The sequence below is a fragment of the Caulobacter sp. FG7 genome, from assembly GCF_057808875.1.
Window position 1 is genome coordinate 131,879 of record NZ_JBMDIW010000004.1, and the last position, 23,185, is coordinate 155,063.

20 protein-coding genes are annotated in these 23,185 nt (G+C 69.7%); 6 read left to right on the plus strand and 14 right to left on the minus strand.

Annotated elements, in window-relative coordinates:
- Window positions 1–5: 5 nt before the first annotated feature.
- From ACODR1_RS04805 to ACODR1_RS04850, 10 genes are all read right to left on the minus strand, one after another.
- On the minus strand, window positions 6–1,190 hold the full coding sequence (locus ACODR1_RS04805; RefSeq protein WP_488879429.1) for a urate hydroxylase PuuD: 1,185 nt from the start codon (window positions 1,188–1,190) through the stop codon (window positions 6–8).
- Window positions 1,191–1,712, minus strand: coding sequence for a 2-oxo-4-hydroxy-4-carboxy-5-ureidoimidazoline decarboxylase (gene uraD, locus ACODR1_RS04810; RefSeq protein ID WP_488879430.1), 522 nt, complete (start codon window positions 1,710–1,712; stop codon window positions 1,191–1,193).
- Window positions 1,709–2,620, minus strand: a complete 912-nt coding sequence (puuE, locus tag ACODR1_RS04815; protein WP_488879431.1) for an allantoinase PuuE — start codon at window positions 2,618–2,620, stop codon at window positions 1,709–1,711. The genes uraD and puuE overlap by 4 nt, the downstream gene beginning before the upstream one ends.
- A gap of 127 nt (window positions 2,621–2,747) precedes the next feature.
- On the minus strand, window positions 2,748–3,968 hold the full coding sequence (locus ACODR1_RS04820; protein ID WP_488879432.1) for a pyridoxal-phosphate-dependent aminotransferase family protein: 1,221 nt from the start codon (window positions 3,966–3,968) through the stop codon (window positions 2,748–2,750).
- 94 nt (window positions 3,969–4,062) lie between these two features.
- On the minus strand, window positions 4,063–5,346 hold the full coding sequence (locus tag ACODR1_RS04825) for an allantoate amidohydrolase (RefSeq protein WP_488879433.1): 1,284 nt from the start codon (window positions 5,344–5,346) through the stop codon (window positions 4,063–4,065).
- A gap of 302 nt (window positions 5,347–5,648) precedes the next feature.
- The gene (locus tag ACODR1_RS04830) at window positions 5,649–6,743 is read right to left on the minus strand and encodes a mechanosensitive ion channel family protein (RefSeq protein WP_488879434.1); all 1,095 of its coding nucleotides are present in this window, start codon (window positions 6,741–6,743) and stop codon (window positions 5,649–5,651) included.
- 49 nt (window positions 6,744–6,792) lie between these two features.
- Window positions 6,793–7,539 (minus strand): anti-sigma factor, encoded by a 747-nt coding sequence (locus ACODR1_RS04835; RefSeq protein WP_488879435.1) that lies wholly within the window; start codon window positions 7,537–7,539, stop codon window positions 6,793–6,795.
- Window positions 7,536–8,090 carry a sigma-70 family RNA polymerase sigma factor gene (locus ACODR1_RS04840; RefSeq protein ID WP_488879436.1) on the minus strand — a complete coding sequence of 185 codons (555 nt, stop codon included), beginning with the start codon at window positions 8,088–8,090 and terminating at the stop codon, window positions 7,536–7,538. The genes ACODR1_RS04835 and ACODR1_RS04840 overlap by 4 nt, the downstream gene beginning before the upstream one ends.
- A gap of 66 nt (window positions 8,091–8,156) precedes the next feature.
- The gene (locus ACODR1_RS04845) at window positions 8,157–8,567 is read right to left on the minus strand and encodes a DUF2177 family protein (protein ID WP_488879437.1); all 411 of its coding nucleotides are present in this window, start codon (window positions 8,565–8,567) and stop codon (window positions 8,157–8,159) included.
- A gap of 15 nt (window positions 8,568–8,582) precedes the next feature.
- On the minus strand, window positions 8,583–9,680 hold the full coding sequence (locus tag ACODR1_RS04850; protein WP_488879438.1) for an SAM-dependent methyltransferase: 1,098 nt from the start codon (window positions 9,678–9,680) through the stop codon (window positions 8,583–8,585).
- Between the two features lie 149 nt (window positions 9,681–9,829).
- Here ACODR1_RS04850 and ACODR1_RS04855 point away from each other — a divergent pair, with 149 nt between their 5' ends.
- Both ACODR1_RS04855 and ACODR1_RS04860 read left to right on the plus strand, forming a co-directional pair.
- Window positions 9,830–11,167 carry an NAD(P)/FAD-dependent oxidoreductase gene (locus ACODR1_RS04855; protein WP_488879439.1) on the plus strand — a complete coding sequence of 446 codons (1,338 nt, stop codon included), beginning with the start codon at window positions 9,830–9,832 and terminating at the stop codon, window positions 11,165–11,167.
- A complete protein-coding gene (locus ACODR1_RS04860; RefSeq protein WP_488879440.1) occupies window positions 11,164–11,931 on the plus strand; it encodes a DUF1365 domain-containing protein in 768 nt (255 codons plus the stop codon). Before ACODR1_RS04855 ends, ACODR1_RS04860 begins: the two co-directional genes overlap by 4 nt.
- A 135-nt stretch (window positions 11,932–12,066) precedes the next feature.
- Here the strand turns inward: ACODR1_RS04860 and ACODR1_RS04865 are convergent, their stop codons facing one another.
- The gene (locus ACODR1_RS04865) at window positions 12,067–15,477 is read right to left on the minus strand and encodes a TonB-dependent receptor (RefSeq protein WP_488879441.1); all 3,411 of its coding nucleotides are present in this window, start codon (window positions 15,475–15,477) and stop codon (window positions 12,067–12,069) included.
- Window positions 15,478–15,739: 262 nt separating this feature from the next.
- Entirely contained in the window at window positions 15,740–18,703 is a 2,964-nt protein-coding gene (locus tag ACODR1_RS04870) for a TonB-dependent receptor (protein WP_488879442.1), read from the minus strand.
- A 210-nt stretch (window positions 18,704–18,913) separates the two neighbouring features.
- Here ACODR1_RS04870 and ACODR1_RS04875 point away from each other — a divergent pair, with 210 nt between their 5' ends.
- The 4 genes from ACODR1_RS04875 to ACODR1_RS04890 all read left to right on the plus strand — a co-directional run bounded on the left by ACODR1_RS04875 (window position 18,914) and on the right by ACODR1_RS04890 (window position 22,029).
- A complete protein-coding gene (locus tag ACODR1_RS04875; protein ID WP_488879443.1) occupies window positions 18,914–19,453 on the plus strand; it encodes an RNA polymerase sigma factor in 540 nt (179 codons plus the stop codon).
- Entirely contained in the window at window positions 19,450–20,475 is a 1,026-nt protein-coding gene (locus ACODR1_RS04880; RefSeq protein ID WP_488879444.1) for a FecR family protein, read from the plus strand. Before ACODR1_RS04875 ends, ACODR1_RS04880 begins: the two co-directional genes overlap by 4 nt.
- Window positions 20,476–20,565: 90 nt before the next feature.
- The gene (locus tag ACODR1_RS04885; RefSeq protein WP_488879445.1) at window positions 20,566–21,126 is read left to right on the plus strand and encodes a helix-turn-helix transcriptional regulator; all 561 of its coding nucleotides are present in this window, start codon (window positions 20,566–20,568) and stop codon (window positions 21,124–21,126) included.
- A 39-nt stretch (window positions 21,127–21,165) separates the two neighbouring features.
- Window positions 21,166–22,029 (plus strand): alpha/beta fold hydrolase, encoded by an 864-nt coding sequence (locus ACODR1_RS04890; protein WP_488879446.1) that lies wholly within the window; start codon window positions 21,166–21,168, stop codon window positions 22,027–22,029.
- Window positions 22,030–22,033: 4 nt separating this feature from the next.
- Here ACODR1_RS04890 and ACODR1_RS04895 read toward each other — a convergent pair whose 3' ends face one another.
- Together ACODR1_RS04895 and ACODR1_RS04900 are read right to left on the minus strand one after the other, a co-directional pair.
- A complete protein-coding gene (locus ACODR1_RS04895) occupies window positions 22,034–22,441 on the minus strand; it encodes a helix-turn-helix domain-containing protein (RefSeq protein ID WP_488879447.1) in 408 nt (135 codons plus the stop codon).
- 7 nt (window positions 22,442–22,448) lie between these two features.
- Window positions 22,449–23,153 (minus strand): hypothetical protein, encoded by a 705-nt coding sequence (locus ACODR1_RS04900; RefSeq protein WP_488879448.1) that lies wholly within the window; start codon window positions 23,151–23,153, stop codon window positions 22,449–22,451.
- Between the last annotated feature and the right edge of the window lie 32 nt (window positions 23,154–23,185).

A 23,185-nucleotide genomic window follows, 5' to 3' on the forward strand; every position in this document is an offset into this window, starting at 1 on the left:
GGACGTCAGGGCAGTTTGGCCCCGGATTCGATCCAGGCGCCAAGCTTGGCGCGCTCCTCATCGGTCATATGGGTTTCGTTGCCAAGCGGCATGCTGGTGCTGACCACCGCGCGTTCCTTGATCTTGGGCGCATAGCGGGCGATGTGCTCGGGACTGTCGAACGTGACGCCGTTGGGCGGGGCGCCGAAGCCGCGGTGCGTGGGCTTGGCGGCGTGGCAGGTCACGCAGTGCTTCTCGACGATCGCCTGGGCCTCGAAGAAGCTGACCGGGCCCAGCACGGCGGGCGCCTTGGGCTTCTGGCTGGCGATGACGCTGACGGCGAACATCAGCATGGCCCCGTAGAACAGGAAGTCGTGCCGGATGATCCCGTGGTGGCGCAGGTTGAAGAAGTGGCGGATCGAGATCCCCGCCAGGCCCACCAGCGCCAGCAGCAGCCAGGCCAGCGGGTGGCCGGTGATCGCCGGATAGTGGTTGCTGATCATGATGAACAGGATCGGCAGGGTCATGTAGTTGTTGTGCACCGAGCGCTGCTTGCCCGCCGCGCCCAGGCGCGGATCGACCTCGCGGCCGGCCAGCATGTCGGCGACGATCTTGCGCTGGTTGGGGATGATGGTCAGGAAGACGTTGGCGGCCATGGCCGTGCCGATGATGGCGCCGACATGGATGAAGGCCCCGCGATCGGTGAAGAGGTGTTGCAACGCCCAGGCAGCGCCGATCAGGGCGCAGAACCAGACGATCCCGAACAGGCGCGGGCGCTCCACCAACGGCGAGCGGCACAGGCCTTCGTAGACGAGGAGGCCCCCGAAGATGAAGGCAAGGCCGACGCCCACCGCCTGCCAGTGGCTGAAGGCGTGCTTGGCCGGGTCGATCAGGTAGACCGGCGCGCCCCAGTAGTAGAGCACGAACAGCAGGGCAAAGCCCGACAGCCAGGTGGTGTAGGCCTCCCACTTGAACCAGTGCAGGTGGCCGGGCATGTGCGCCGGCGCGGTCAGGTACTTCTGCGAGTGGTAGAAGCCGCCGCCGTGCACGGCCCACAGCTCGCCCTTCACCCCGTCCTTTGGCGGCTCGGGCGCCCGCAGGTTGTTGTCGAGCCAGACGAAGTAGAACGAGGCGCCGATCCAGGCGACGCCCGCGATCACGTGCAGCCAGCGAAGCGCCAGGTTCAGCCAGGCGGCGAGATCGTAGTCCATCTAGTCGGTCACGGCGTCTTGGATGCGGAGCTTGGAGATCAGGCCGATCTGGGCGGTCGCCTCGGCGATCTCGGCCTCGCGGTCGTTGTCGAGGCGCGCCTGCATGGCCCGCAGGATCGAGGTCTTGTCGTTCAGCCGAACGGCGATGATGAACGGGAAGCCGAAGCGCTTGCCATAGGCGGCGTTCAGGTCGTGGAAGCGCGCGAATTCCTCGGGCGTCAGCTTGTCCAGACCCGCGCCGGCCTGCTCGGCCGTGCTTTCGGCGGTAAGCTGCCGGGCGATCGTCGCCTTGCCGGCCAGTTCGGGGTGGGCGCGGATCAGGGCCAGCCTGTCGTCGAGGGGGGCGGCGTTCAGCACCTGCATCATCGCGCCGTGCATGGCCTCGATGCTGTCGAAGGGGCGGGCGCTCCAGGCGCGCTCGACCACCCAGGGCGACAGCTCGAAGGCGAAGCCCAGGGCGGTGACGAAGCCCGTCTGGTTCATGCTGTTGAGCAGGGCCAGGGTCAGGGGCGGGGCGCTCATCCCTTGGCTCCGTACGGATGGGTCGCGATCCAATGGCGGGCGATGTCGATGCGCTTGGCCACCCAGACCTTGTCGTGGCGGGTCACGTGCTCGATGAACCGGCGCAGGGCCATGATCCGGGCGGGCTTGCCGACGATGCGGCAGTGCAGGCCAATGCTCATCATCTTCGGCGCCGTCTCGCCCTCCAGATAGAGGGCGTCGAAAGCGTCGCGCAGATAGGCGAAGAACTGGTCGCCGCTGTTGAAGCCCTGGGGGGCGGTAAAGCGCATGTCGTTGGTGTCGAGCGTGTAGGGCACGATCAGCTGGGCCCGGCCGTGCTGGTCGTCCCAGTAGGGCAGGTCGTCGCTGTAGCTGTCGGCGTCGTAGACAAAGCCGCCTTCCTGCGCGACCAGACGGGCGGTGTTGGGGCTGGTGCGGCCCTGGTACCAGCCGAGCGGGCGCTCGCCGGTCAGGCGCTTGTGCACCTCGATCGCCTTTTCGATGTGCTCGCGTTCCAGCTCTTCGGGGAAGTGCTGGTAGTCGATCCAGCGATAGCCGTGGCTGGCGATCTCCCAGCCGGATTTCATCATCGCCTCGACCACGTCGGGCGCGCGCTCCATGGCCTGGGCGACGCCGTAGACGGTCAGAGGCAGGCCAAATTCCTCGAACAGGCGACGGATGCGCCAGAAGCCGGCGCGCGAGCCGTATTCGTAGAGGCTCTCCATCGACATGTGGCGCATGCCCTCGATGGGCTGGGCGCCGACCATCTCCGACAGGAAGTATTCGCTGACCTTGTCGCCATGCAGCACGCTGCGCTCGGCGCCTTCCTCGTAGTTCAGCACGAACTGCACGGCCACGCGCGCGCCATCCGGCCACTGGGCGTGCGGCGGGTGCTCGCCATAGCCGACGAGGTCGCGGGGGTAGGTCATGGGCGGACCCCCTCAGTCGCTCCGCGACAGCTCCCCCAGAGGGGGAGCATCTTGGCGCCGGCGCCGAACGAGATCCTCCCCCTCCGGGGAAGGTGGCCCGGAGGGCCGGAGGGGGTCTTCACCGCCGTCATCCAAACACCCCCAGCGCCGCATCCACGCCCGCGCCGGCCGGAGCGCTGAACCCTTCCCAGCGCAGCACCGCCTCCAGCGCCGCCAGGGTCTGCAGCACGGCGTGCTTGCGGGCGTTCACGCCCATGGTCCCGATCCGCCAGATCTTGCCGGCCAGGGGACCGAAGGCTGCGCCGATCTCGATCTCGAACTCGGTGCGCATGCGGGCCTTCACCCGGTCGTAGTCGACGCGGGCAGGCGCGATCACGCCGGTGACATTGGTCATCTTGTGGGCCTGGTCGCCGTAGACTTCGAGGCCCATCGCCTCGATGCCGGCGGTCATCGCCGCGCCGGCTTGGGCATGGCGGGCGAAGCGGGCTTCCAGGCCTTCTTCCAGCACGATGCGGGCGCATTCGCGGGCGGCGAACAGCATGCTGGCCGCCTCGGTATGGTGGTTCAGGCGCTTGTCCGACCAGTAGTCCATGATCATGGCCAGGTCGAAGTAGTTGGAGGCGATGCGGCGGCCGTTCCCCGTCGCGCCAGGACCGGCCAGGCCCTTCTCCACATGGCGGCGGGAGAAGATGTAGTCGGCGGCCTTGTCGTTGATGGTGATCGGGGCCGAGCCGGAGGGGCCCCCCATGCACTTCTGCAGGCCGGCGGTGACGATGTCGGCCTTCCAGGCGTCGACCGGAACGCTCATGCCGCCCAGCGTGGCGGTGGCGTCGACATAGAGCAGCGCGCCGTGGCGCTCGCAGATCTCGCCGATGGCCTCGATCGGCTGGGCGATGGTGGTCGAGGTGTCGCCATGCACGCAGGCCACCAGGCGCGGCTTCACGCGCGCGACCGCGTCCTCCACCGCCTGCGGGCCGACGACCTGGCCCCATTCGCCCTCGACGAAGGTCACCTTGGCGTCGCAGCGCTCGGCGATCTCGGCCAGCAGCAGGCCAAAGCGCCCGGCATTGACCACTACCACGTCGTCGCCCGGCTGCAGGGTCGAGACCAGGGCCGCCTCGATGCCGGCGCGCGAGGTGCCGTCGACCACGAAGGTCCATTGGTTCGCGGTCTGGAAGACGCCGCGATACAGCGCCATGACCTCGTTCATGTAGCCGGTGAACTCGGGGTCGAACTGGCCGAGCAACTGCACCGACATCGCTCGCAGCACGCGCGGGTGCACGTTGATCGGGCCGGGGCCCATCAGCAGGCGGGCGGGGTGGTCCAGTTCTTTGAAGGTGTCGGTCATGGGCAATTCGTTCTTGGTCCGCCCTCGTCCTTCGACGGGCTCAGGATGAGGGCTACTGATTGGTCGTCGCTCTACGGGGGGGCGCTCAAGGTCCTCACCCTGAGCCTGTCGAAGGGCGAGGATCTTGTTCCGCCAGCTTCTCCACGAACCCGACCATCGCCCGCGCCGCCAGGGCGCAGTCGGCGTCGGTGACGGCTTCGGCGGGGTTGTGGCTGATCCCGCCTTCGCAGCGGATGAACAGCATGGCGGTGGGGCAGAGGTCGGCGATGACCATGGCGTCGTGGCCCGCGCCGCTGGGCAGGCGGCGGTCGGGCTCCCCGAGATCGCCGACGGCGGCGGCCAGCAGGTCGGCCAGGCCCGCATCGCAGGGGCTTTCGGCCAGTTCCTGCATCAGGGTGACCGAGACCGACAGGCCGCGGCGGGCGGCGATGGCCTCGATCCGCGCGGTTACGGCGGCGACGGCGGCGTCGCGGGTGGTCGAGGTCTCGGCGCGGATGTCCATCGAGAACTCGACCGCGCCGGGAATGACGTTGAAGGCGCCAGGCAGGGCGGTCATGCGGCCGACCGTGCCCACTAGGCCGTCGGTTCCGCCCAGCGGACCTTCGCGGCAGATGTGTTCGAGGGCCAGCACCGCCTCGGCGGCGGCGGGACCGGGGTCCTTGCGCAGGCCCATCGGCGTGGTGCCGGCGTGTCCGGCCTGGCCCTTGAAGCGGACGAGGATCCGCTTCTGGGCGGCGATGGCGGTGACGACGCCCAGGGCCAGGCCCTCGGCCTCAAGCACCGGTCCCTGCTCGATATGGGCTTCCAGGAAGGCGAAGACCTCGCCTGGTCGGCGGGCGGCCTCGACGATGCGAGTGGGATCCAGGCCGAAGGCGGCATAGGCCTCGGCCAGGCTGGTTCCGTCCGCGTCGGTCATCTCGACCACATAGGGATCGACCGTGCCGGCGACGGCGCGGCTGCAGGCCATGGAGGCGGGAAAGCGCGAGCCCTCTTCGTCGCCGAAGGCGATGGCTTCCAGCGCGAACGGCAGGCGGCGGCCCTGGCGGTGGAAGGTCTCGATCAGGTCGACGGCCAGCATCACGCCCAGAGCGCCGTCGTAGCGGCCGCCATTGCGCACGCTGTCGATGTGCGAGCCGATCAGGAGGGCCGGGGCGCCCGGCGTCTCGCCTTCGTAACGGCCGACCAGGTTGCCGGCCGGATCGAGGCGGACGGCCATGCCGGCCTCCTCCATCCAGAATTTCAGAGTGTCGAGGGCGGCCTTGTGGGCGGGGGTCAGGAACCGCCGCACCAGCATGTCGTCGGCCTCGCTGAACGGCGCCGCGCCCATCAGGTCGCAGCGGGCCTTGGCCCTGACGCCGATCTCGAACGCTTGAGTCACTCCGCTCCCCGCCGTTTCGTCGCCCCACCCGATAGCAGGCTGCGCCCGCCGGTCTTCCCCGGCAAGCGCCTCGACGGCGAAGTCTCCGCCGATTGCCCGCGCAAGCGCCAACCGCACCCGCGGGCGCCTGCTTGTAAGTCATAAATCACTTACTTTGGTGGATGGATAGCTTCCTTCCCCCATGATGGGGGAAGGGGCGGGGAAGGGGCGGGGATGGGGGGCAGCGTTTCAGGAGTTGGCACGAGCCGAACCGCCGCAGCCACCCCCACCCCAGCCCTCCCCCATCAAGGGGGAGGGAGGCTCTAAGCCTCCGCCGCCAGCGCCAGGCGCTTCTTCGGGAAGGCGTCGGGCAGTTCCTCGCGCAGGAAGGCCATCATCTTCTCGCGCACCTCGCAGCGCAGGTCGAAGGTGGTGGGGGCGTTGCGGGCGCTGACCAGGCAGCGCACCTCCATGACTTCCGGCGTGATGTCGGTGACGGCGAGGTTGACGACCTTGCCGTCCCAGCGCGGCGAGGCCTTGGCGATCTCCTCCAGCTTCTCGCGCAGGCGATCGACCGGGGCGGACGGGTCGACATAGAGCATGGCGGTGCCGATCAGGGCCGCGCTCTCGCGGGTCCAGTTCTGGAACGGGGTCTGGATGAAATAGCTGAGCGGCAGCACCATCCGCCGCCAGTCCCACAGCCGCACCACCACGTAGGTGGCGTTGATCTCTTCGATATTGCCCCACTCCTTCTCGACGATGACGGCGTCGTCGATGCGGATGGGCTGGGTGACGGCGATCTGGATGCCGGCGATCAGGTTGGTCAGCAGCGGCTGGAGGGCCAGACCCACGATCAGCGAGGCCGCGCCGCCGGCGGCCAGCAGGCTGACGCCCCATTGGCGCACGCCGGGAATGGTCATCAGCGCCAGGGCCAGGGTGAAGATGCCGATCAGTATGGCCATCGCCCGGCGCAGGATGCGGATCTGGGTGATGTGCTTGCGGGCCAGCAGGTTGTCTTCGACGTCGACCTTGAAGCCGCGCATGTAGAGCGCGGCGCCGATATCGAGCGCGGTCATCGCCATCCAGCCCAGCAGGATGATGAACATCACCAGCAGCAGGTGCTTGGCGGTGGCTGCCTGGGCGACGTCGAGCGGCGCGATCGACACCGCCGCGCCCAGGGCGGCGACGATGAAGGCCATGCGCGTGGGCCGGCGGGTGCGGGCGATCATCGCCTGCCAGAAGGCGTCGCGCTTGGCGAAGCCATGACGCACGATCCGCACGGCGACGGCGTGGAAGGCCAGGGCGAGAGCGATGGCGGCGACGATCAGGGCCAGGCTGACGATCCACGGCGGCGCCCAGGCGATCAGCCACACGGAGTCGTTCAGCCAGTCAGGCAGCCAGGCGGGAAGATCCTTCATGACCGGGGCCAACGCGCCCAGGCCCTTATGGCTCCCCGAAAAACGCCGTTCAGGCCTTGGCGAACTTGCCCGCCGCGCGCACCGAGCCGGTGGCCACGCCCGTGGGCGAACCGCCGACCGGCTCGTCGGTGACGGCCAGCAGGGCGGTGTAGGTTCCCTCGCCGCGCAGGTCCTTGGGCATCGGGATGCGCATCGGCTTGTCCATCGGGATCACGCCCAGCGAGATCGCCTTCTGGCCCTCGGGGATGATCCACAGTTCGGCGTCGCGCCCTTCGGGCATCTTCATGCCCATGGGCGTCAGCATCACCTGGTCCATGCCGTGGTCGAGCGTGGCGACGATCATCGGCTTGTTGGTGGTCGGGTCGGCGATCAGCGCCACCTCGGCCGCCTGCGGCTTGGCTGGCGCGGGCGCAACTGCCGGCGGCAGGGCGGGACGCGGCAGAACCGCCACCACGACGCAGGCCGCGGCCAGGGCCATGGCGCCGGCGGCGAGGCCGCGCCAGAGGGTCACGTTGCTCCAGGCCGACGGCTTAAGCGGCTCGGCGATCAGGTTCTGGATGCGCGGCCACAGGCCTTCGGACGGCTGGGCCGAGGCGACGTCGGCGGCCAGCGGCGTCAGGCGCTCCTCCCACCAGGCCACCGAGCGGGCGAAGGCCGGATCGACGCTCAGCCGGTGTTCGACCTCGGCGCGTTCGGACGCATCGAGCACGCCCAGCACGTACTCCCCGGCCAGGGGGCGCTCTTCGCCTTCGCGGCTTTCGGGGCCTTCCGGCGGAATGTCGGTCGCGTCGGTCATGCTTCGAGACAGGCCCGCAGGCTGATCAGGCTGCGCCGGATCCAGCTTTTCATGGTGCCCAGCGGCACGCCGACCGCCTGGGCCAGGGCGTCGTAGGTCAGGCCCTCGAAGAAGGCCTTGCGCACTGCGCCGGAATGCTTGGGGTCGAGCTGGTCGAGGCAGCCGTCGAGGCGCTGGCGATCCTCGTCGGCCTCGATCCTTGCCGGGGCCAGCGGTGCGGCGTCGGGCAGGCTTTCGGCCTCCTCGACGCCGGTCATCACCCGGCTCCCGCGCGAGCGCAGCCGGTCGATGGCGCGGTTGCGGGCCAGGCTGACCAGCCAGGTGATCGGGCTGGCCTTGTCCGGGTCGAACCGTTCGGCCTTGTTCCACACCGTCAGATAGACGTCCTGCAACACGTCCTCGGCCTCCTCGCGATCATTCAAGATACGCAAGGCGACGCCCAATAGCTTCGCGGAGGTGTGTCGATAGACGTATTTGAGGGCGTCCTGGTCGCGGTTGGCGACGCGAGCGATCGCTCGCGAAAGCAAGGCGCGGCTGCTGTCAGCGTCCAAGCGACGTCCCCTCCGGCATGATGCCTAGCGGGGACGCTCGCATGCTCCTCCAAGGCTGGCAACGGCTTACCGCGCGCCGAACCGACTGGCGACGAAATAGCCGGCCGAGGCCGCCACGGTGGTGACGAACGCGCCCCAGGCCATGTCGGCCAGGGTGACGGCGGTCGACCAGGTCTTCAGCGTCGCCTGGTTGGTCAGGTCGTAGGTGGCGTAGGCGGCGAGGCCGAACAGGGCGGCGTTGACCAGCAGGCGCGGCCAGCCGCCGTCCGGGCGCAGGGCCGGGACGAGCGCGAACCAGGTCACCGCGCCGATATAGATCAGGTAGAAGGCCACGGCCGGCGGCAGGCTTGGCGTATCAGCCATCAGGGCGCCGATGCGCGGCCGGTAGAGGCGGTCGGCCATCTGGGTCAGCCAGACGGCGTCCAGCGCCAGGAAGACGACGGCGGTCGACAGGTAGCCGAGGGCGTAGCGGAGCATTCTCGAAGGTCTCCTTCAGGCGACGGGCCGCAGGCGGTAGTGGCTGACGCCCCACTCGGACCCGCCGCGATGGCCGAACAGTCCGGCGGTGGCCAGGAAGAACAGTCGCCAGCGTCGCCGCCAAATCCGCGCATCGGCGCCGTAAACCTCGACCAGCAGAGGATCGATCACCTCGCTCGCCGCGTCGAAGCGCTCTAGCCACTGCATGGCCGTGCGGGCGTAGTGGGCGCCGCTCCAGCGCCAGTCCATGGCCACTTCGAACAGGTCCGGAAACTGCCGGGGCAGGTCGTGGCTGGGCATGATCCCGCCGCTGAAGAAGTGGCGGGCGATCCAGTCGTCGGGGTCTTCGGTCTCGAAGCTGTAGGGCGTCGTGGCGTGGGTGAAGACGTGCAGAAACAGCAGGCCGTCGGGCTTCAGCCAGGTGCGCACCCGGGCCAGCAGGGCCCGCCAGTTGCTCATGTGCTCGAACATCTCGACCGAGACCACGCGGTCGAAGCGCCGGTGGGTGTCGTAGACGTTCATGTCGGCGGTGACGACGGTCAGGTTGCCAAGGCCGCGCTCGGCGGCGCGCGCCTGGATGAAGGCCCGCTGCGAGGTCGAGTTCGACACCGCCGTGATCGTCGAGGCGGGAAAGCGCTCGGCCATCCACAGCGACAGCGACCCCCAGCCGCAGCCGAGTTCGAGCACCGCCTGGCCGTCGCGCAGGTCGGCATGGCTTTCGGTCTCGCGCAGGGCGGCGATCTCGCCCTCGGCGAGCATGTCGGCGCCCGGCGGGTAGAGGCCGCTGGAATATTTCAGGCGCGGGCCCAGCACCGCCTCGAAGAAGGTGGCCGGCAGCTCGTAGTGCTGGGCGTTGGCGTCGGCGGTGTGGGTGGCGATCGGACCGTCGGTCATCGCATCGGCGAACCGGGCGGTGGTGTCCGGCGACGCCTGCTCCAGCGAGCGTCGCGCCCCCGAGACCAGATGGTGGATGGCAAGGCGTGAGACGATGTCGGGCACGGGCGCGTCCTGCGCCAGGCGGACCAGGGCCTGGATCGGTCCGCCGCCGCTGCGGCCCAGGCCCTCGTCACGGGCGGGCGCCTTGCGGGTCAGGTCGCGCGTCGTGTCCGTCATCGTGCCTCCGTCCGTGGCGGCCGCCCCCCGTCTGGCGGGCTGGCGACCTTCGGACGGAGCTACGCACAAGGGCGGCGTCCGGATGCATGCGTCCAAGCGGCGGCCTGCTCCGTAGCTGCCAGGAAGCCTTGCCGACAGGAGCACCAGCGTTGCCGACCTCCAGCCCAAGCCCGCGCCAGCGCATCGCCGTGGTCGGTTCCGGAATCTCCGGCCTGTCGGCGGCCTGGCTGCTGTCCCGGCGCCACGAGGTCGTGCTGTACGAGGCCGACGATCGCCTGGGCGGCCACGCCCATACGGTGCAGGCCGGCGGCATGGCGGTGGACACCGGCTTCATCGTCTACAACGAGCCGAACTATCCCAACCTGACGGCGCTGTTTGGCCACCTGGGGGTCGAGACCGCCGCCAGCGACATGTCGTTCGGGGTGTCGCTGGACGACGGGGCCCTGGAATACTCGTCCAACAAGCTGCTGGCCCAGAAGCGCAACCTGGTGAACCCGCGGTTTCTGGGCATGCTGATCGACGTCATGCGCTTCTATCGGGCCGGGACGCGCGACGCCCGGTCGCTGGAGGCCGACGGCGGCTTCTGCCGCCTGGCCGACTATCTCGATGCGCAGGGGTTCGGGCGGGCCTTCCAGGAGGATCACCTACTGCCGCAGGCGGCGGCGATCTGGTCGGCCTCGCTGCGCGACATTCGCGAATTTCCGGCCGACGCCTTCCTGCGCTTCTTCGACAATCACGGGCTGATGCTGCCGATCGACAAGCGGCCGATCTGGCGGACGGTCACCGGCGGCAGCGCCCGCTACGTCGCCGCCATGGCCGCCGACCTGGACGGTGAGATCCTGCTGTCGTGGCCGGTGCGGCGGATCACGCGCCATCCCGACCACGTGGTCGTCGAGGATGGACGTGGCCAGGCGCGAAGCTTCGACCAGGTGGTGATCGCCGCCCATGCCGACCAGGCCCTGGCCATGCTCGCCCAGCCGACCCCGGAGGAGGCGACCCTGCTGGGCGCCTTCCGCTACAGCCGCAACCGCGCGGTGCTGCATCGCGACGCCGGCCTGATGCCGCGCAGGCCCGCGGCCTGGGCCAGTTGGAACCACGTCGGCCGTCGGGGCGTGCGAGGCGAGGGCGGGGTGACCTACTGGATGAATCGCCTGCAGCCGCTGGGCGATGCCGACCCGTGCTTCCTGTCGCTCAACCCCGACCGCGCGCCGGGCGCCGTGCTGCACGACCAGGTCTACGAGCACCCGCTGTTCGACGGCCCGGCCATGGCGGCCCAGGCGCGGCTGTGGTCGCTGCAGGGCGTGCGCCGCACCTGGTTCGCGGGCGCCTATTTCGGCTCGGGCTTCCACGAGGACGGCTTGCAAGCCGGCCTGGCCGTGGCTGAGCAACTGGGCGGGGTGCGTCGGCCCTGGCTGACCCCGAACCCGTCGGGCCGGATCTTCGTCGACGCGCCCGTCGAGGAGCGCGAGGCGGAGCTGGTCGCATGAGCCTGCGCTCGGCCCTCTACAGCGGCGTCGTGGTGCATGCGCGCGACCGGCCTCGGAGGCATCGGCTGCGCTACCGGGTGTTCATGCTGCTGCTCGATCTCGACGAGCTGGACGCGGCAGGGCGGGCCTTGCGGCTGTTCTCGCACAACGCGCTGAACCTGCTCAGCTATCACGATCGCGACCATGCCGGCCGCCTGGCCGCGCCGGTCAAGCCGCAGGTCGAGGCGCTGCTGGCGGCGCGCGGGCTGGACGCGCCGGGCGGCCCCATCCTGGCCCTGTGCATGCCGCGCGTGCTGGGGCACGGCTTCAATCCGCTGACGGTCTATTTCTGCCATGACCGCGACGAACGGCTGGCCGCGGTGGTCTATGCAGTCAGCAACACCTTCGGCGAGCGCCACGACTACGTGCTGCCGGCTATGGCGCGCGACGACGGGCTGGTGCTGCAGGGCTGCGACAAGAGCTTCTACGTCTCGCCGTTCCTGCCCATGGACCTGCGCTACGCTTTCACGATCGCGCCGCCGGGCGAGGGGGTGCGGGTGGGCGTCGACGTGCACGACGATGCGGGGCGGGTGCTGTCGGCCAGCTTTGCGGGACGGCGCGAGCCCTTGAGCGACGGCGTGGTGCTGCGTGCGGCGCTGAGCCATCCCTGGCAGGTCGCCGGCGTGTTGGCCGCCATCCACTGGGAGGCGGTGAAGATCCTGCTCAAGGGCTTCCGGTTCTTCGCCAATCCGCGCCTGGGCAAGGAAAAGGCGGCGGGGACCTGAAGTCAGCCCCCTCTTAGCTGAACAAAGAAGAAGCGGCGCGGGCATAAGTCCGCCCCTCTTCGCTGAACAAAGAAAAAGCGGCGCGGACATAAGTCCGCGCCGCCAGTCGTTCCGGGGAGAAAGACGCGATCGGCGTCAGTAGACGAAGCGCGCGCCCATGAAGACCGAGCGGCCGGTGGCGGCGTAGCGCGAAACGACCGGATCGTCCTGGTAGGCCCAGCGCTCTTCCTTCTGGTCCGTCAGGTTCAGGGCTTCCAGCGACAGGGTGATGTTCTTGGTCAGCTTGTAGGTGGCCGAACCGTCGAGGTTGAAGGTCTTCTTGCTGCCTGCGAAGTCGTTGACCAGCGGGCTGTCGCAGTAGCCCGGTTCGCAGGTGCCGGCCGCGACCGGGTAGGTCTGGCTGTAGCCCTTGCGGTAGGACGAGGACAGGCGGGCCGAGAACTTCTCGACTTCATAGAAGATCGTGAAGTTGAAGGCGTCCGGCGAGGCGCCCGTGAACGGGGCCTTGGCGGTGATCGGGGCCGCGCCGGTGCGGGCGTTGGCCGGGGTGACGATGTATTCCAGTTCCGATTCCAGGTGAGTGGCGTTGAACTGGACGCCCAGGTTCTTGAAGTACCAGGGCAGGAAGGTCAGGTTCTGCTGGTAGTTGACCTCAATGCCGCGGATGTAGCCGCCCGGCGCGTTGTCGAACTGGCGGATGTCGAAGGTGTTGTCCTGATCGATATAGAGGATCGCGTTGGCGTTGGTCTGGGCGGCCCGTAGCGCGGCGATGCCCGCGGCGTCCAGGATCTGGCTCAGCGGGGCGTTGTTGATCAGGGTCTGCGGGAAGTTGTTGATCTGCTTGTCGAAGACCGCGACCGACACCAGGGCGCCCGAGGTGAAGTACCACTCGAAGCTCAGGTCGTAGTTCACGGCCCGGAACGGGTCGAGCTTCGGGTTGCCGACGGTCATCGTGCCGCCGACCACGGCGCCGGCGCCGGTGGGCACGCTGATCGCCGTGACCGAGGGCGACAGGTTGCCCAGCAGCGGGCGGGCCATGACCTTTGCCGCGCCGAAGCGGATATACATGTTGTCTGCCACCTCGTAGGCGGCGTTCAGCGACGGCAGGACGTCGGTGTATTTGTTCTCGCCCGAGATCGGACGCGAGCCGTTGGTCAGGCCCGAGGACTCCAGCTCGGTGATGGCGTAGCGGGTGCCGACGTTGCCGCGCAGTTCGCGGCCGAACAGCTCGGTGTTGTAGTCGAACTGGACGAAGGCGCCGGTGTCCTTCTCCTCGACCGAGTAGCGGTTGGCCGCGCTGCTCAGGTACGACAGGCGCCAGTCGCCCCACTTGTTGACGCAGTTACAGTCGAAGTCGAACAGGCTGACCATCTTCTGCAGGTCGGGCGCCAGGAAGGCGGTGGTGCCGCCGGACGGGACGTTCAGCCCGGTGCCCCAGTTGATGACCTTGCTGACCGAAGCGATGTTGGAGCCGGCTTCCTTCAGGCTGGGGTTCAGGGTCTCGCCGCTCAGGCGGCGATACTCGGCGGTGTCGAAGCCGTACTTGCGCTGGCTGACGCCGAACCGGATCGCGTAGTTGTCGTCCAGGTCGTACTTGAAGTCGAAGCGCAGGGTCTCGTAGTCGTTGTTGGTGAAGCGCTGGAAGTGGCGCAGGGCCGAATAGCCCTTCACGAAGTCCCAGGCCGAGGCCTGGGTCGCATCGAAACCGAGGTTCAGCAGCGGCATGTCGCCGCCGCCGCGCGCGTCGTAGACGAGGTAGTCGTCGCCGGCCACGCCCTGGCCCGAGTCCAGGCGGATGAAGTCGGCCAGCAGGCCTTGCGTCTTGTTCTTCGACGACGACTTGCCCCACACCGCGCTCATCGTGAAGTTGTCGCTGAACTCATGGTCCAGCTTCAGAGACGACTGGCGGAAGTAGGTCGTGAAGAACGCCGCGTCGGCGGCCGAGCGCAGGTCGACATTGCCCAGCTTCAGATAGTCGGCGTTGGCCCCGGTCGGCGACAGCGCCGCATCGATCAGGCGCACGCTGGGACGGCCGATGAACTTGTCGACCATCGCCGTGCCGTTCGCGCTGGGCACGTAACCCACCGACGAGACGGAGTTGTAGTAGTCGTACGGATCGAGATTGAACGGGTTGTAGCTGTTGGTCGTGCCGGCGACCAGGGCGCCGCCGTTCAGCTGCTGGCCGCAGTCGATGGCGTCGCGGACTTCGTTGGCGGCTTGCGCGGCGCACGACGCGTAGAACGCCCGCTTCTGGGCGGCCGTGGTGGCCGGGTTCAGCGTGTAGAAGGGGTTGTTGGTGCTGTTGTTGGTGTTGTTGCGGTTCAGGCCGACGGTCTGGACCTGGTAGTTGACCGACGACTGCTGCAGCTCCGAATAGACCCAGTCATACGAGATCGTGGTGCGGCTGGTCGGGCGCCATTGCAGGGCGCCGGTCAGGCCCAGGCGTTCCTGCTCGAGGTCCTGCTGGTTCAGCGTGGCCAGGGCGGGAATGCGGGTCAGCGGACCGGGCGCGGTGATCGTGCCGGTGCCGGTCAGGCTGGTGGCGTTGGTCGTCGCGCTCGAGGGGTTGTTGATCAGGTTGTAGGCGGCCGCGTTCGAGCCGACCAGCATCGAGCAGATCGCCGTGTTGGTGATGTTGATGCCCGGGATCACGCCGCCGTTGCACGAGGTGCCGATCGGGGTCGCGAAGCCCTGACGGCGCGGCGAGGTGGCGGTCGAGTTGGTCGCCAGGAAGGTCGACTGGCGATAGGTGTAGTCCGACTGGCCGGCCTGGCGCTGATAGCTGTCGATGATCTGGTTGCGCTTGTTGTAGGCGACCGAGAACAGCGCGCCGAAGTCGCCCCAGTTGGTTTCCCAGCGATCGGAGACGAGGCCGGCGAAGCGCGGCGAGTGGGTGCCGCCGTTCTTGTAGTAGGCGTCCTGAACCGACAGGGCCAGGCGGCGATCCTTGAAGTTCAGCGGCTTGCCGGTCTCCAGGTCGACCGTGGCGCCCAGCGAGCCCTCGTCGGTCTCGGCCGAAGCGGTCTTCTGCACCTTCAGGGCGCTGAACAGCTCCGAGGCGAAGGTGTTGAAGTCGAAGCCGCGCGAGCGGTTGGCGGCGTCGCCGGCGATCGAAGGACCGGCCGTCGACAGGGCTTCCAGGCCGTTCAGGCGAACGCGGGTGAAGTCGCTGCCCAGACCGCGGACGGTGATGGTGCGGCCTTCGCCGTTCTCGCGGTCGACCGACACCCCCGGCAGGCGCTGCAGCGACTCGGCGAGGTTGGCGTCGGGGAAGTCGGCGATATCCTCGGCGTTGATGGCGTCGACCATCACGTTCGAGCTGCGCTTGAGGCTGAGGGCGCTCTGCAGGGCGGCGCGGTAGCCGGTGACGACCACTTCCTCGACCGCGGTTTCCTCGGTCTGGCCCGAAGCCTGGGCGGCGGGGGCGGCGTCTTGGGCGAAGGCGGTTCCGGCGAGCAGCAGGCTGCCGGCGACGGTCAGGGCGCCGAGCGATGCGCGATCGCACAGCACGCGGGCGCGGCTCCGCCGCGAAGTGACTTGCAACATATTCCCTCCCAGTTCTTCCCGACGGGCAGGCTCTTGAGTGGCCGACCCGTGATCTCTGTTCTTATTGGTAGCGGTATCCGCTACCGGTGTCATCAAAATAGCTACCGGTGTCATTAAGCCGAAATGGCCGCTCGGGATCAAACCGAAAAATGGCCGCTCGGTGGCGCGGACGGCAAATATGCGGCGGGGCGTAGCGTCGGAGCAACAAAACGCCGGTTTGCGAACCTGGGGCGAAACGCCGCAGAGGGGCCGTTTCGCGCCTTCAGAAGCGGCGGGAGAGCGCCAGTTCGAACCGCCGGCGGCGAGGGTCGGCATAGGTGTTGTAGTCGCCGACGCTGGTCTTGAAGATGCTGGGGCTCTTGTCGAACAGGTTGCGCACCCCCAGGCGGATCTCGCTGTCGCCGGTCCGCCAGGCTCCGGCGAGGTCGACATAGACCTGGGCGGGTACGGTGCGGACCTCGCCATAGCCGGTCGGGGTGCGGAAGGCGCCGTCGAACTGGGCGCTGGCCGCCAGGGTCAAGGCCCCCCGCCGCCAGGTCGCGCCGCCATAGCCTCGCCATTCCAGCGGCGCCTGGTAATCGCCTGTCAGCGCTGTCCAGGCCTCGCCGGGCAGCAGCTTGCGGCGGAAGCTGGGCTGCCAGACCACCGAACCGCGCAGGTCGAGCCGTCCGCCGGCCGCGGGAAAGCCGTGGCGCAGCTCGCCGCTGACCAGCTGGGTCTCCAGCTTGGCGCTGTTCATGGCGCGGCCGTCGATCTCCAGCACCCGTCCGGCGGCGTAGCCGCGGGCGATGTCGGCGGCGGTCAGCGGCGCGCGCGACACCCGGCCCAGCTGCGGATTGGCCAGCAGGTAGCCCATGGAGAGCTCGCCCTTCAGGCCGTAGAAGCCGTCGCGCTTGAGCACACGGGTGTAGTCGAGCGATGCCCGCAGGCTCGATCCGGGCGGCTGGATCACCAGGCCCACCGAGGCGCTTTCGGCGCGTTCGGGCTTCAGGGCGGGGGAGCTGCCGAACATGTAGACAAAGGGGCGGCCGCTTCCAACGGTGTCGCCCGGCCGGCCGGGGTCGGCATAGAAGAACCCCGGAATGGTCAGGCGCGAGGTGATCAGCTCGCTGGCCGTGGGCGCCAGGGCCCCGGTGGCGGCGCTGAGACGGAGCATGACGGCCCTGGCCGGGAACACCCGTGCGCCGGCGGTCCAGGTCCAGACCTCGTGGCGTGAGCGGACCAGCGGCGGATCGCTGGTCAAGGCCAGGGCCGGCGCCCAGGCCTTGCTGTCGTCGAGCCGCACCGAGGCCTGCAGTTCGAGGCCCGCAAGGCCCGGCGGGGCGTGGTCGCGGCGGAAGATCGGCGCGTTGGCTTCGGCGTACAGCGAGGCGACGCTCTGGCGCGCCCCGACCAGGGTGTGGGTCGAGGCCGTCTGGTCGCCCTGGGTCGTGGTCTCGACCACGTCGCCGATGCGCTCGTCGCGCAGGTCGGCCGCGATCGTCAGGTTGGCCGGGCCCGCCGGCAGTTGCATCACGGGGCCCGCGGCGCGCAGGGCGAGGTTGGCGAAGCGGTTGGACTGCCGGATGCGCTTGAGGGAGTCGCTGCGATAGAGGTCGAGCACCGACTGCAGCGAGTCGTAGTCGCCGAACGGCTCGATCACCGGCCGGTCCAGGCCCTCCTCGCCCCATACGAAGCTGTAGTTCAGGTCCGGCTGGGGCTGGTGCTGATACTGCCTGACCCGGACGCGGCCGACGCCGGTGGAGGCGTCCACGTTCACCCGCCATCCAAGCGGCGCCTCGATGATCGCGCCGGCGGTCAGCCGCTGGGCGAGGGTGCGCTCCTGGTTCTTCTGATCGTAGGAAGCGAACGGCACCGAGACCAGGATGTCCTGCTGGAATGGATTGGTCGGCGCCGAGGCGCTGACGAAATAGGCGCGGGAGTTGGGGCTGGTCAGGCCCTCGCCCTCGTTCTCCAGGTGCAGGAGGTCGAGATAGGTCTCCACGCCGAACAGCGCGCGGCGGACGCTGGCGGTGATCGCCGTCGAGCGCGCGCCGTTCAGCAGGCTGGCGTCGCCGCTGCTGGCGTCGGGGCCTAGGCCCCGCGACAGGGCGCCGGCGCCCTGCAGCGCCAGGCGCTGGAAGTCGCCGGCCGCATAGCGCAGGGGCAGGGTGGTGACGTTCGAGCCGAGGTTCACGCCGGTGTCGGTGACCAGCGGCTGGCCGGTATAGCTCATGACGTTGCGGCCGTCCGCGGCGGCCGCCAGCACCTGGCTGGCGGTGCGGACGTCCGACTTGGCGCGGTAGCGGGTGGTGAAGTCGCGCTGGATCACCCGCAGCGGCTCACGCGTCGAGGTCGAGACCCCGGCCGAGACCTGGGTGCGGCCGCCGTCGGGCGAGAAGCCCAGGCGCGCCTCCAGCCGACCCTGGCCGGCGTCGCCACGCGAGGACAGGCCGCCGATCGCGGTGACCTCGCCGCCGTCCTGGTCGCGCCTCAGCACGATGTTGACCACCCCGCCCAGGGCGCCCAGGCCATAGATGCCGCCGGCCGAGGCGGGGATGGTCTCGATGCGCTCTATGGCGCCCAGCGGCAGGGCGTTGATGTCGGGCTGCCGGAAGAACGAGCCGTCCAGCCCCGGCAGGCGCGGCAGCCTGCGGCCATCGACCAGCACCAGGGTCTGGCCGGGGCCAAGGCCCAGCAGGTCGAGTTCGGAGCGGGCCGCGCCCGGCCGGGCCTGGGCGGGCGAGACGGCGGCGGCGTCGGCCAGCACGCGGTCGCGCAGGAAGCTTCCGACCTCGCCGGCCTGGGAGAGGGCGATCTCGTCGGCGGTATGCACGACATAGGGCTGCACGCCGTTCTCCAGCCGCCGCAGGTCGCCGTTGAGGGCGCGCCGGCCCAGCACCAGGATCTCGGGAACGGTGGTCACCGCGTCGGAGGCCGGCGGGGCGGTCGCCGACGGGGCGGGGGCCAGGACGTAGACGCCGTCGGCGGTGCGGCGGGCCACAAGGCCCGTGCCTTCCAGCAGCCGGTCGAGCGCGGCCTCCACCGACATGCGCCCGCGCGCCCGGCCCGAGCGCTTGCCCGCGGTCAGGCTGGAGGCGAACAGCAGCTCGGCCCCCGATTGCCGGGCCAGCTGGCGCAGGGCCGACGACAGGTCCTGGCGGTCGACGTCGATCGCGGGCGCGGCGACGGCGGGCGCGGTGATCGCCGCGGCCAGCATGCCCGCCAGTCCGAGCCGTCCCCGCATTCGCCCTTCGCCTCCCTCAGGTCTTCAGATCGACACGACCTGTATTGCGACGCTAGGTAACGCTGTTATCTGACGGCGCAAGCCGAGATCCGGGTCTTGGTCAAAATTCGAAGGAAGCGATGAGGATTTCGCCTTCGGCTACGTATTCTAGGAAAGACCCGCTGCTCGGCCGCCCGGCCGAGAGGCGGCGTGGGGTGCGTGGAGCGTAAGGTGGCGGCTGTCCATCCTCAGTCGGCGGACGGTTCGAAGGCGGCGCAGGCCGGTCCTGCGCGCGCGCTCGCCCTGCAGGCCGACGTCACCGCCTTCTTCCGTCGCCGCCTGGGCGCCGACGCCGAGGTCGAGGATCTGGTCCAGGAGGTGTTCGTGCGCGCCGCCGACCAGGTGGGGCTCGCCGACGAGGAATATGCGCGAGCCTATGTGTTCCGTACCGCCGCCAGCGTCTGGGCCGACCGGCACCGTCGGCGGCTGGCGCGGCGGGCCGACCAGCACGTGCCCTTCGACCCCGAGCGCCATGGCGAGACCGACGACGATCCGGCCGGGCGCCTGGACGCCCGCGAGACCCTGCGCGCGGCGACCGCCGTGCTGCTGGCCTTGCCCGAGCGCACGCGGACGATCTTCGTGCTGCGGCGGATCGAGGGGATGACCGTACGCGAGATCGCCGGCCGCCTGGGCATTTCCGGCAGCGCGGTCGAGAAACACGTGGCCAAGGCGCTGGAGCGCCTTCTGGCCCAGACGGGGGACCTGCGATGAGCACCTATCCCCTCGCGTTCGACGAGATGGCGCGGTTGCCGCGCGACGAGGCCGCCGCGCTGCTCTGGCTGAACATCGACGAGTCCGACCCGGCCCAGGCTGCCGTGCTCGACGCCTGGCTGGACCAGGATCCCGCAAACCGCGCGGCCTGGCTGCGGGCCCAGGAGATCTGGAGCGGCTTCGACCAGGCCGGCGACGAGGCGACGCTGCGGGTGTTGCGACGCCGGGCGGCCAAGACCTCGCGCCCGCTGTTGTCGTCGCGCTGGATGGCGGCGGCGGCGGTGTTCGTCGTCGCCATCGGCCTGGGTTTGTGGCTGGCCGAGCGGCCGGTCCCGGCCCTGCCGCCGCCCGTCGTCGAGGCCTCGGCGGTGTTCGGCGAGCCGGACCTGGTCACGGCGGCGGAGACGAAGACCTTCGACCTGCCGGACGGCAGCAAGGCCAGCCTGGCGCCGGGCAGCGCCCTGGACCTGGCCTATGACCACGGGGGCCGCGCCATGCGGCTGGTCAGGGGGCGGGCGTTCTTCGACGTGGTTCCTGACCGGGCGCGGCCGTTCACGGTCGAGGCCGGCGGCCGGCGGATCACCGCCCTGGGTACGCGCTTCGACGTCCGCCTCGACGACGGGCCGCTGCGGGTGACGCTGGTCGAGGGCCAGGTCTCGGTCGCCCGCACGGTCGATGCGACCGACGGCCCGGGCCGACCGGTGGTGCTGGCGGCGGGCGAGCAGCTGACCGCCGCCCCTGGCCGCGATGTCGTCGCGCCGGCGGAGGCGGCGGGCGGCTCGGCCTGGCGCGAAACCTCGATCACCTTCGAGGACAAGCCGCTGTCGGAGGTGGTGGCCGAACTGAACCGCCACAGCGCCACGAAGCTGGTGGTCGACGACCCGAAGGTCGCGGCGCTACGGGTGACGGGCCGGTTCCGCACCGGCGATCCGCAGCGCTTCCTGCGCACCCTGGCCCAGGTGCTGCCGGTGCGTGGCGAGGCGGCGGGGCCCGGCCGCTATCGGATCGTCCGCGCCGACTGAGCGGATTCGAATAACGTCGGTGTGGGTTTTGCCCGCCGCTGCGTGTTCTCCCCTGGGAGCCGGTCGTGCTCCCGCCCAGGGGACGAGGCGATGGAACAGCAGATCTGCAGCGAGCGGGCGTCAGCCAAGGTCGGCGCCCTGCTGGAGGAGATCCAGCAGAGGCTGTTCGACGACGTCGAGGGCGCGCGACGGCTGATCGACCAGGCGATCCAGGTGCTGCAGGCGCCGTCCGCGGCCAGCCCGACGCGCACCGGCGGCCTCGCGCCCTGGCAGGCCCGGCGGGTGGCCAGCTACATCGACGAGAACCTCGAACGGGCCCTGACCGTGGCCGAGCTGGCGGCGGTGGGCGGCGTGCGCCCCGGCTATTTCGGCAAGGCCTTCAAGAGCAGCTTCGGCGTCAGCCCGCACGCCATGGTCCTGCAGCGGCGCGTGGCGCGGGCCAAGATCCTGATCGCCCAGGGCGAGGACCCGCTGAAGGACATCGCCCTGGCCTGCGGCTTTTCCGACCAGTCGCACCTGACCAACCGCTTCCACCGGCTGGCGGGCATGACGCCGGCGGCCTGGCGGCGGCTGCATGCGACGCCGGTGTTTCATGCGCCGGGCGACGATCGCGGCGGCTGCGTCCAACTCGAGCGGCGCGCCCAGGCCTAGGCTTCCGACCCGTTCCTTCCCCTGCCTTCGAGGTCTTCCATGAACGCCGTCGCTTCCATCCATTCCGCCGTCTCGGCCCCCAACCAGTTCGTCGAGGTCGGCGGCCGCACCCTGGCCTACCGGTCGATCGGCGAGGGCCGACCGCTCGTGCTGTGCACCCGCTTCCGGGGCAATATGGACGTCTGGGATCCCGCCTTCCTCGACGGCTTGGCCAACGAGGGCTTCCGGGTCATCACCTTCGACTATTCGGGCCTTGGCCTGTCGACCGGCGAGGCGACCTACAATCCGGCGCAGATGGCCCGCGATCCGATCGACCTGATGAGCGCCCTCGATCTCAGCGACGTGGTGCTCGGCGGCTGGTCGCTGGGCGGCATGGCGGCGCAGGTGGCCTTCGCCGTGGCCGGTGCGCGGATCAGCCACCTGCTGCTGATCGGCACCACGCCGCCGGGGCCGCTGGTCAAGCCGGCCGAGCAGCTGTTCTTCGACACCGCCGTCATCGAGGACTATGCGCTGAAGGAAGAGGAGATCCTGTTCTTCGAGCCGAAGTCGGAGGTCAGCCGCAAGGCCGCCGCCGAGTCCTCGGCCCGGATCGCCGGCCGCACCGAGGGGCGTTCGCCGGTGGTGCCGATCGCCTTCGCCCGCGCCAATATCGGGGACGGGCCCAAGAACCCGATCTTCCCCGCCGATGCGGTGCTGGAGGTGCTGAAGACCACCGACAAGCCGATCCTGCACCTGGGCGGGGACCACGACATCATCTTTCCAGTCGAGAACTGGTACGCCCTGAACCAGGTGCTGCCGACGCTGCACCTGATCACCTATCCGTCGGCCGGGCATGGGCCGCAGCACCAGTATCCGCGCGCCTCGGCCGAGCACATCGCAAGCTTCGTGCGCTCGACCAGCTAGAGGTTCAGAGGGACGCCTGGCGCCGTTCGCGACGCCAGGCGCTGGGCGGCGCGCCTTCCCGCCGCCGGAACAGGCGCGACAGGTGGGCCTGGTCGCTGAAGCCGCAGGCGACGGCGATGCCGCACAGCGGCTCGTCGGTGGTCAGCATGATCCGCTTGGCCAGGGTCAGGCGCTGCTCGACCACGTACTTCTGCGGCGACAGGCCGAAGGTCGTCTTGAAGGCGCGCGAGAAATAGGACGGGCTGAGCCGGGCGGCGCGGGCTAGGTCGACGACGCGGATCGTCGTTTCCAGCTCGCGCTCGACATAGGCGGCCGCGCGGCTGGCCTGCCACGGCGCCAGGCCCGCCGGCTTTGCGCCCACGAAGGCGCCGGGCGGCGCGAGGCCGCCCGGTTCGGGATCGTAAAAGCACATCCGCCGCTCAGCGGGTGATCTTGCCGGGCAGGCTGAGGTCGCCCGAGGCCACGTCGAAGATGTCGGAGATGCACAGCAGCGGCGCGTGCAGGTTGGCGTTGACCTTGAGCGCCGAGGTGACGCCGTCGAACTTCACCCCCTCGACCGCGCCGATCACGCCGGCCGGCACGCTGACCTCGACGGTGTCGGTCGCCAGGGTGGTAGGGTAGGTCGGGCTGTCGATCAGCAGCGGCACGCCGGGCCAGGTGGCCGGCACCTTGGGCTTGGCGCCCTCGGGGATGTCGCGGACCTTCAGCGCGCCCTTGCCGCAGGCGTCGTCGGGAACCAGCACCACCCAGTGCGGATGCCAGACGTGGCGGTTGACCCCGCCATAGGCCGCGTCGTCGAAGTCGGGGTGAAAGGTGACCGCCAGGGCCAGTATGCCCTGGGCGCCCTCGAAGCCGACGCTGCCGCTGTCGAGCGAGGTGGGCCACACATAGCTCCACACCGCGCTGCCGGCGAACTGGCCCGTGGCCTTGGGCTTCATCTCGCCGGCCTTGCCGCGCACCTGCACGCGGAAGACGACGTCCGGCCCGACGCTTTTGACCTCCGTGCGGACGATGTCGAAGGACGCCATGATCGCGTCCTTGGTCGGCGAGATCACGTCCTGGGCAAAGGCGGGTGCGGCGAGGAGGGCCGTCGTGGCGACGGCGAGGCTGAGCGTGCGGAGCATGGGCGATCTCGATCGAGACGCCGCGACGAAGC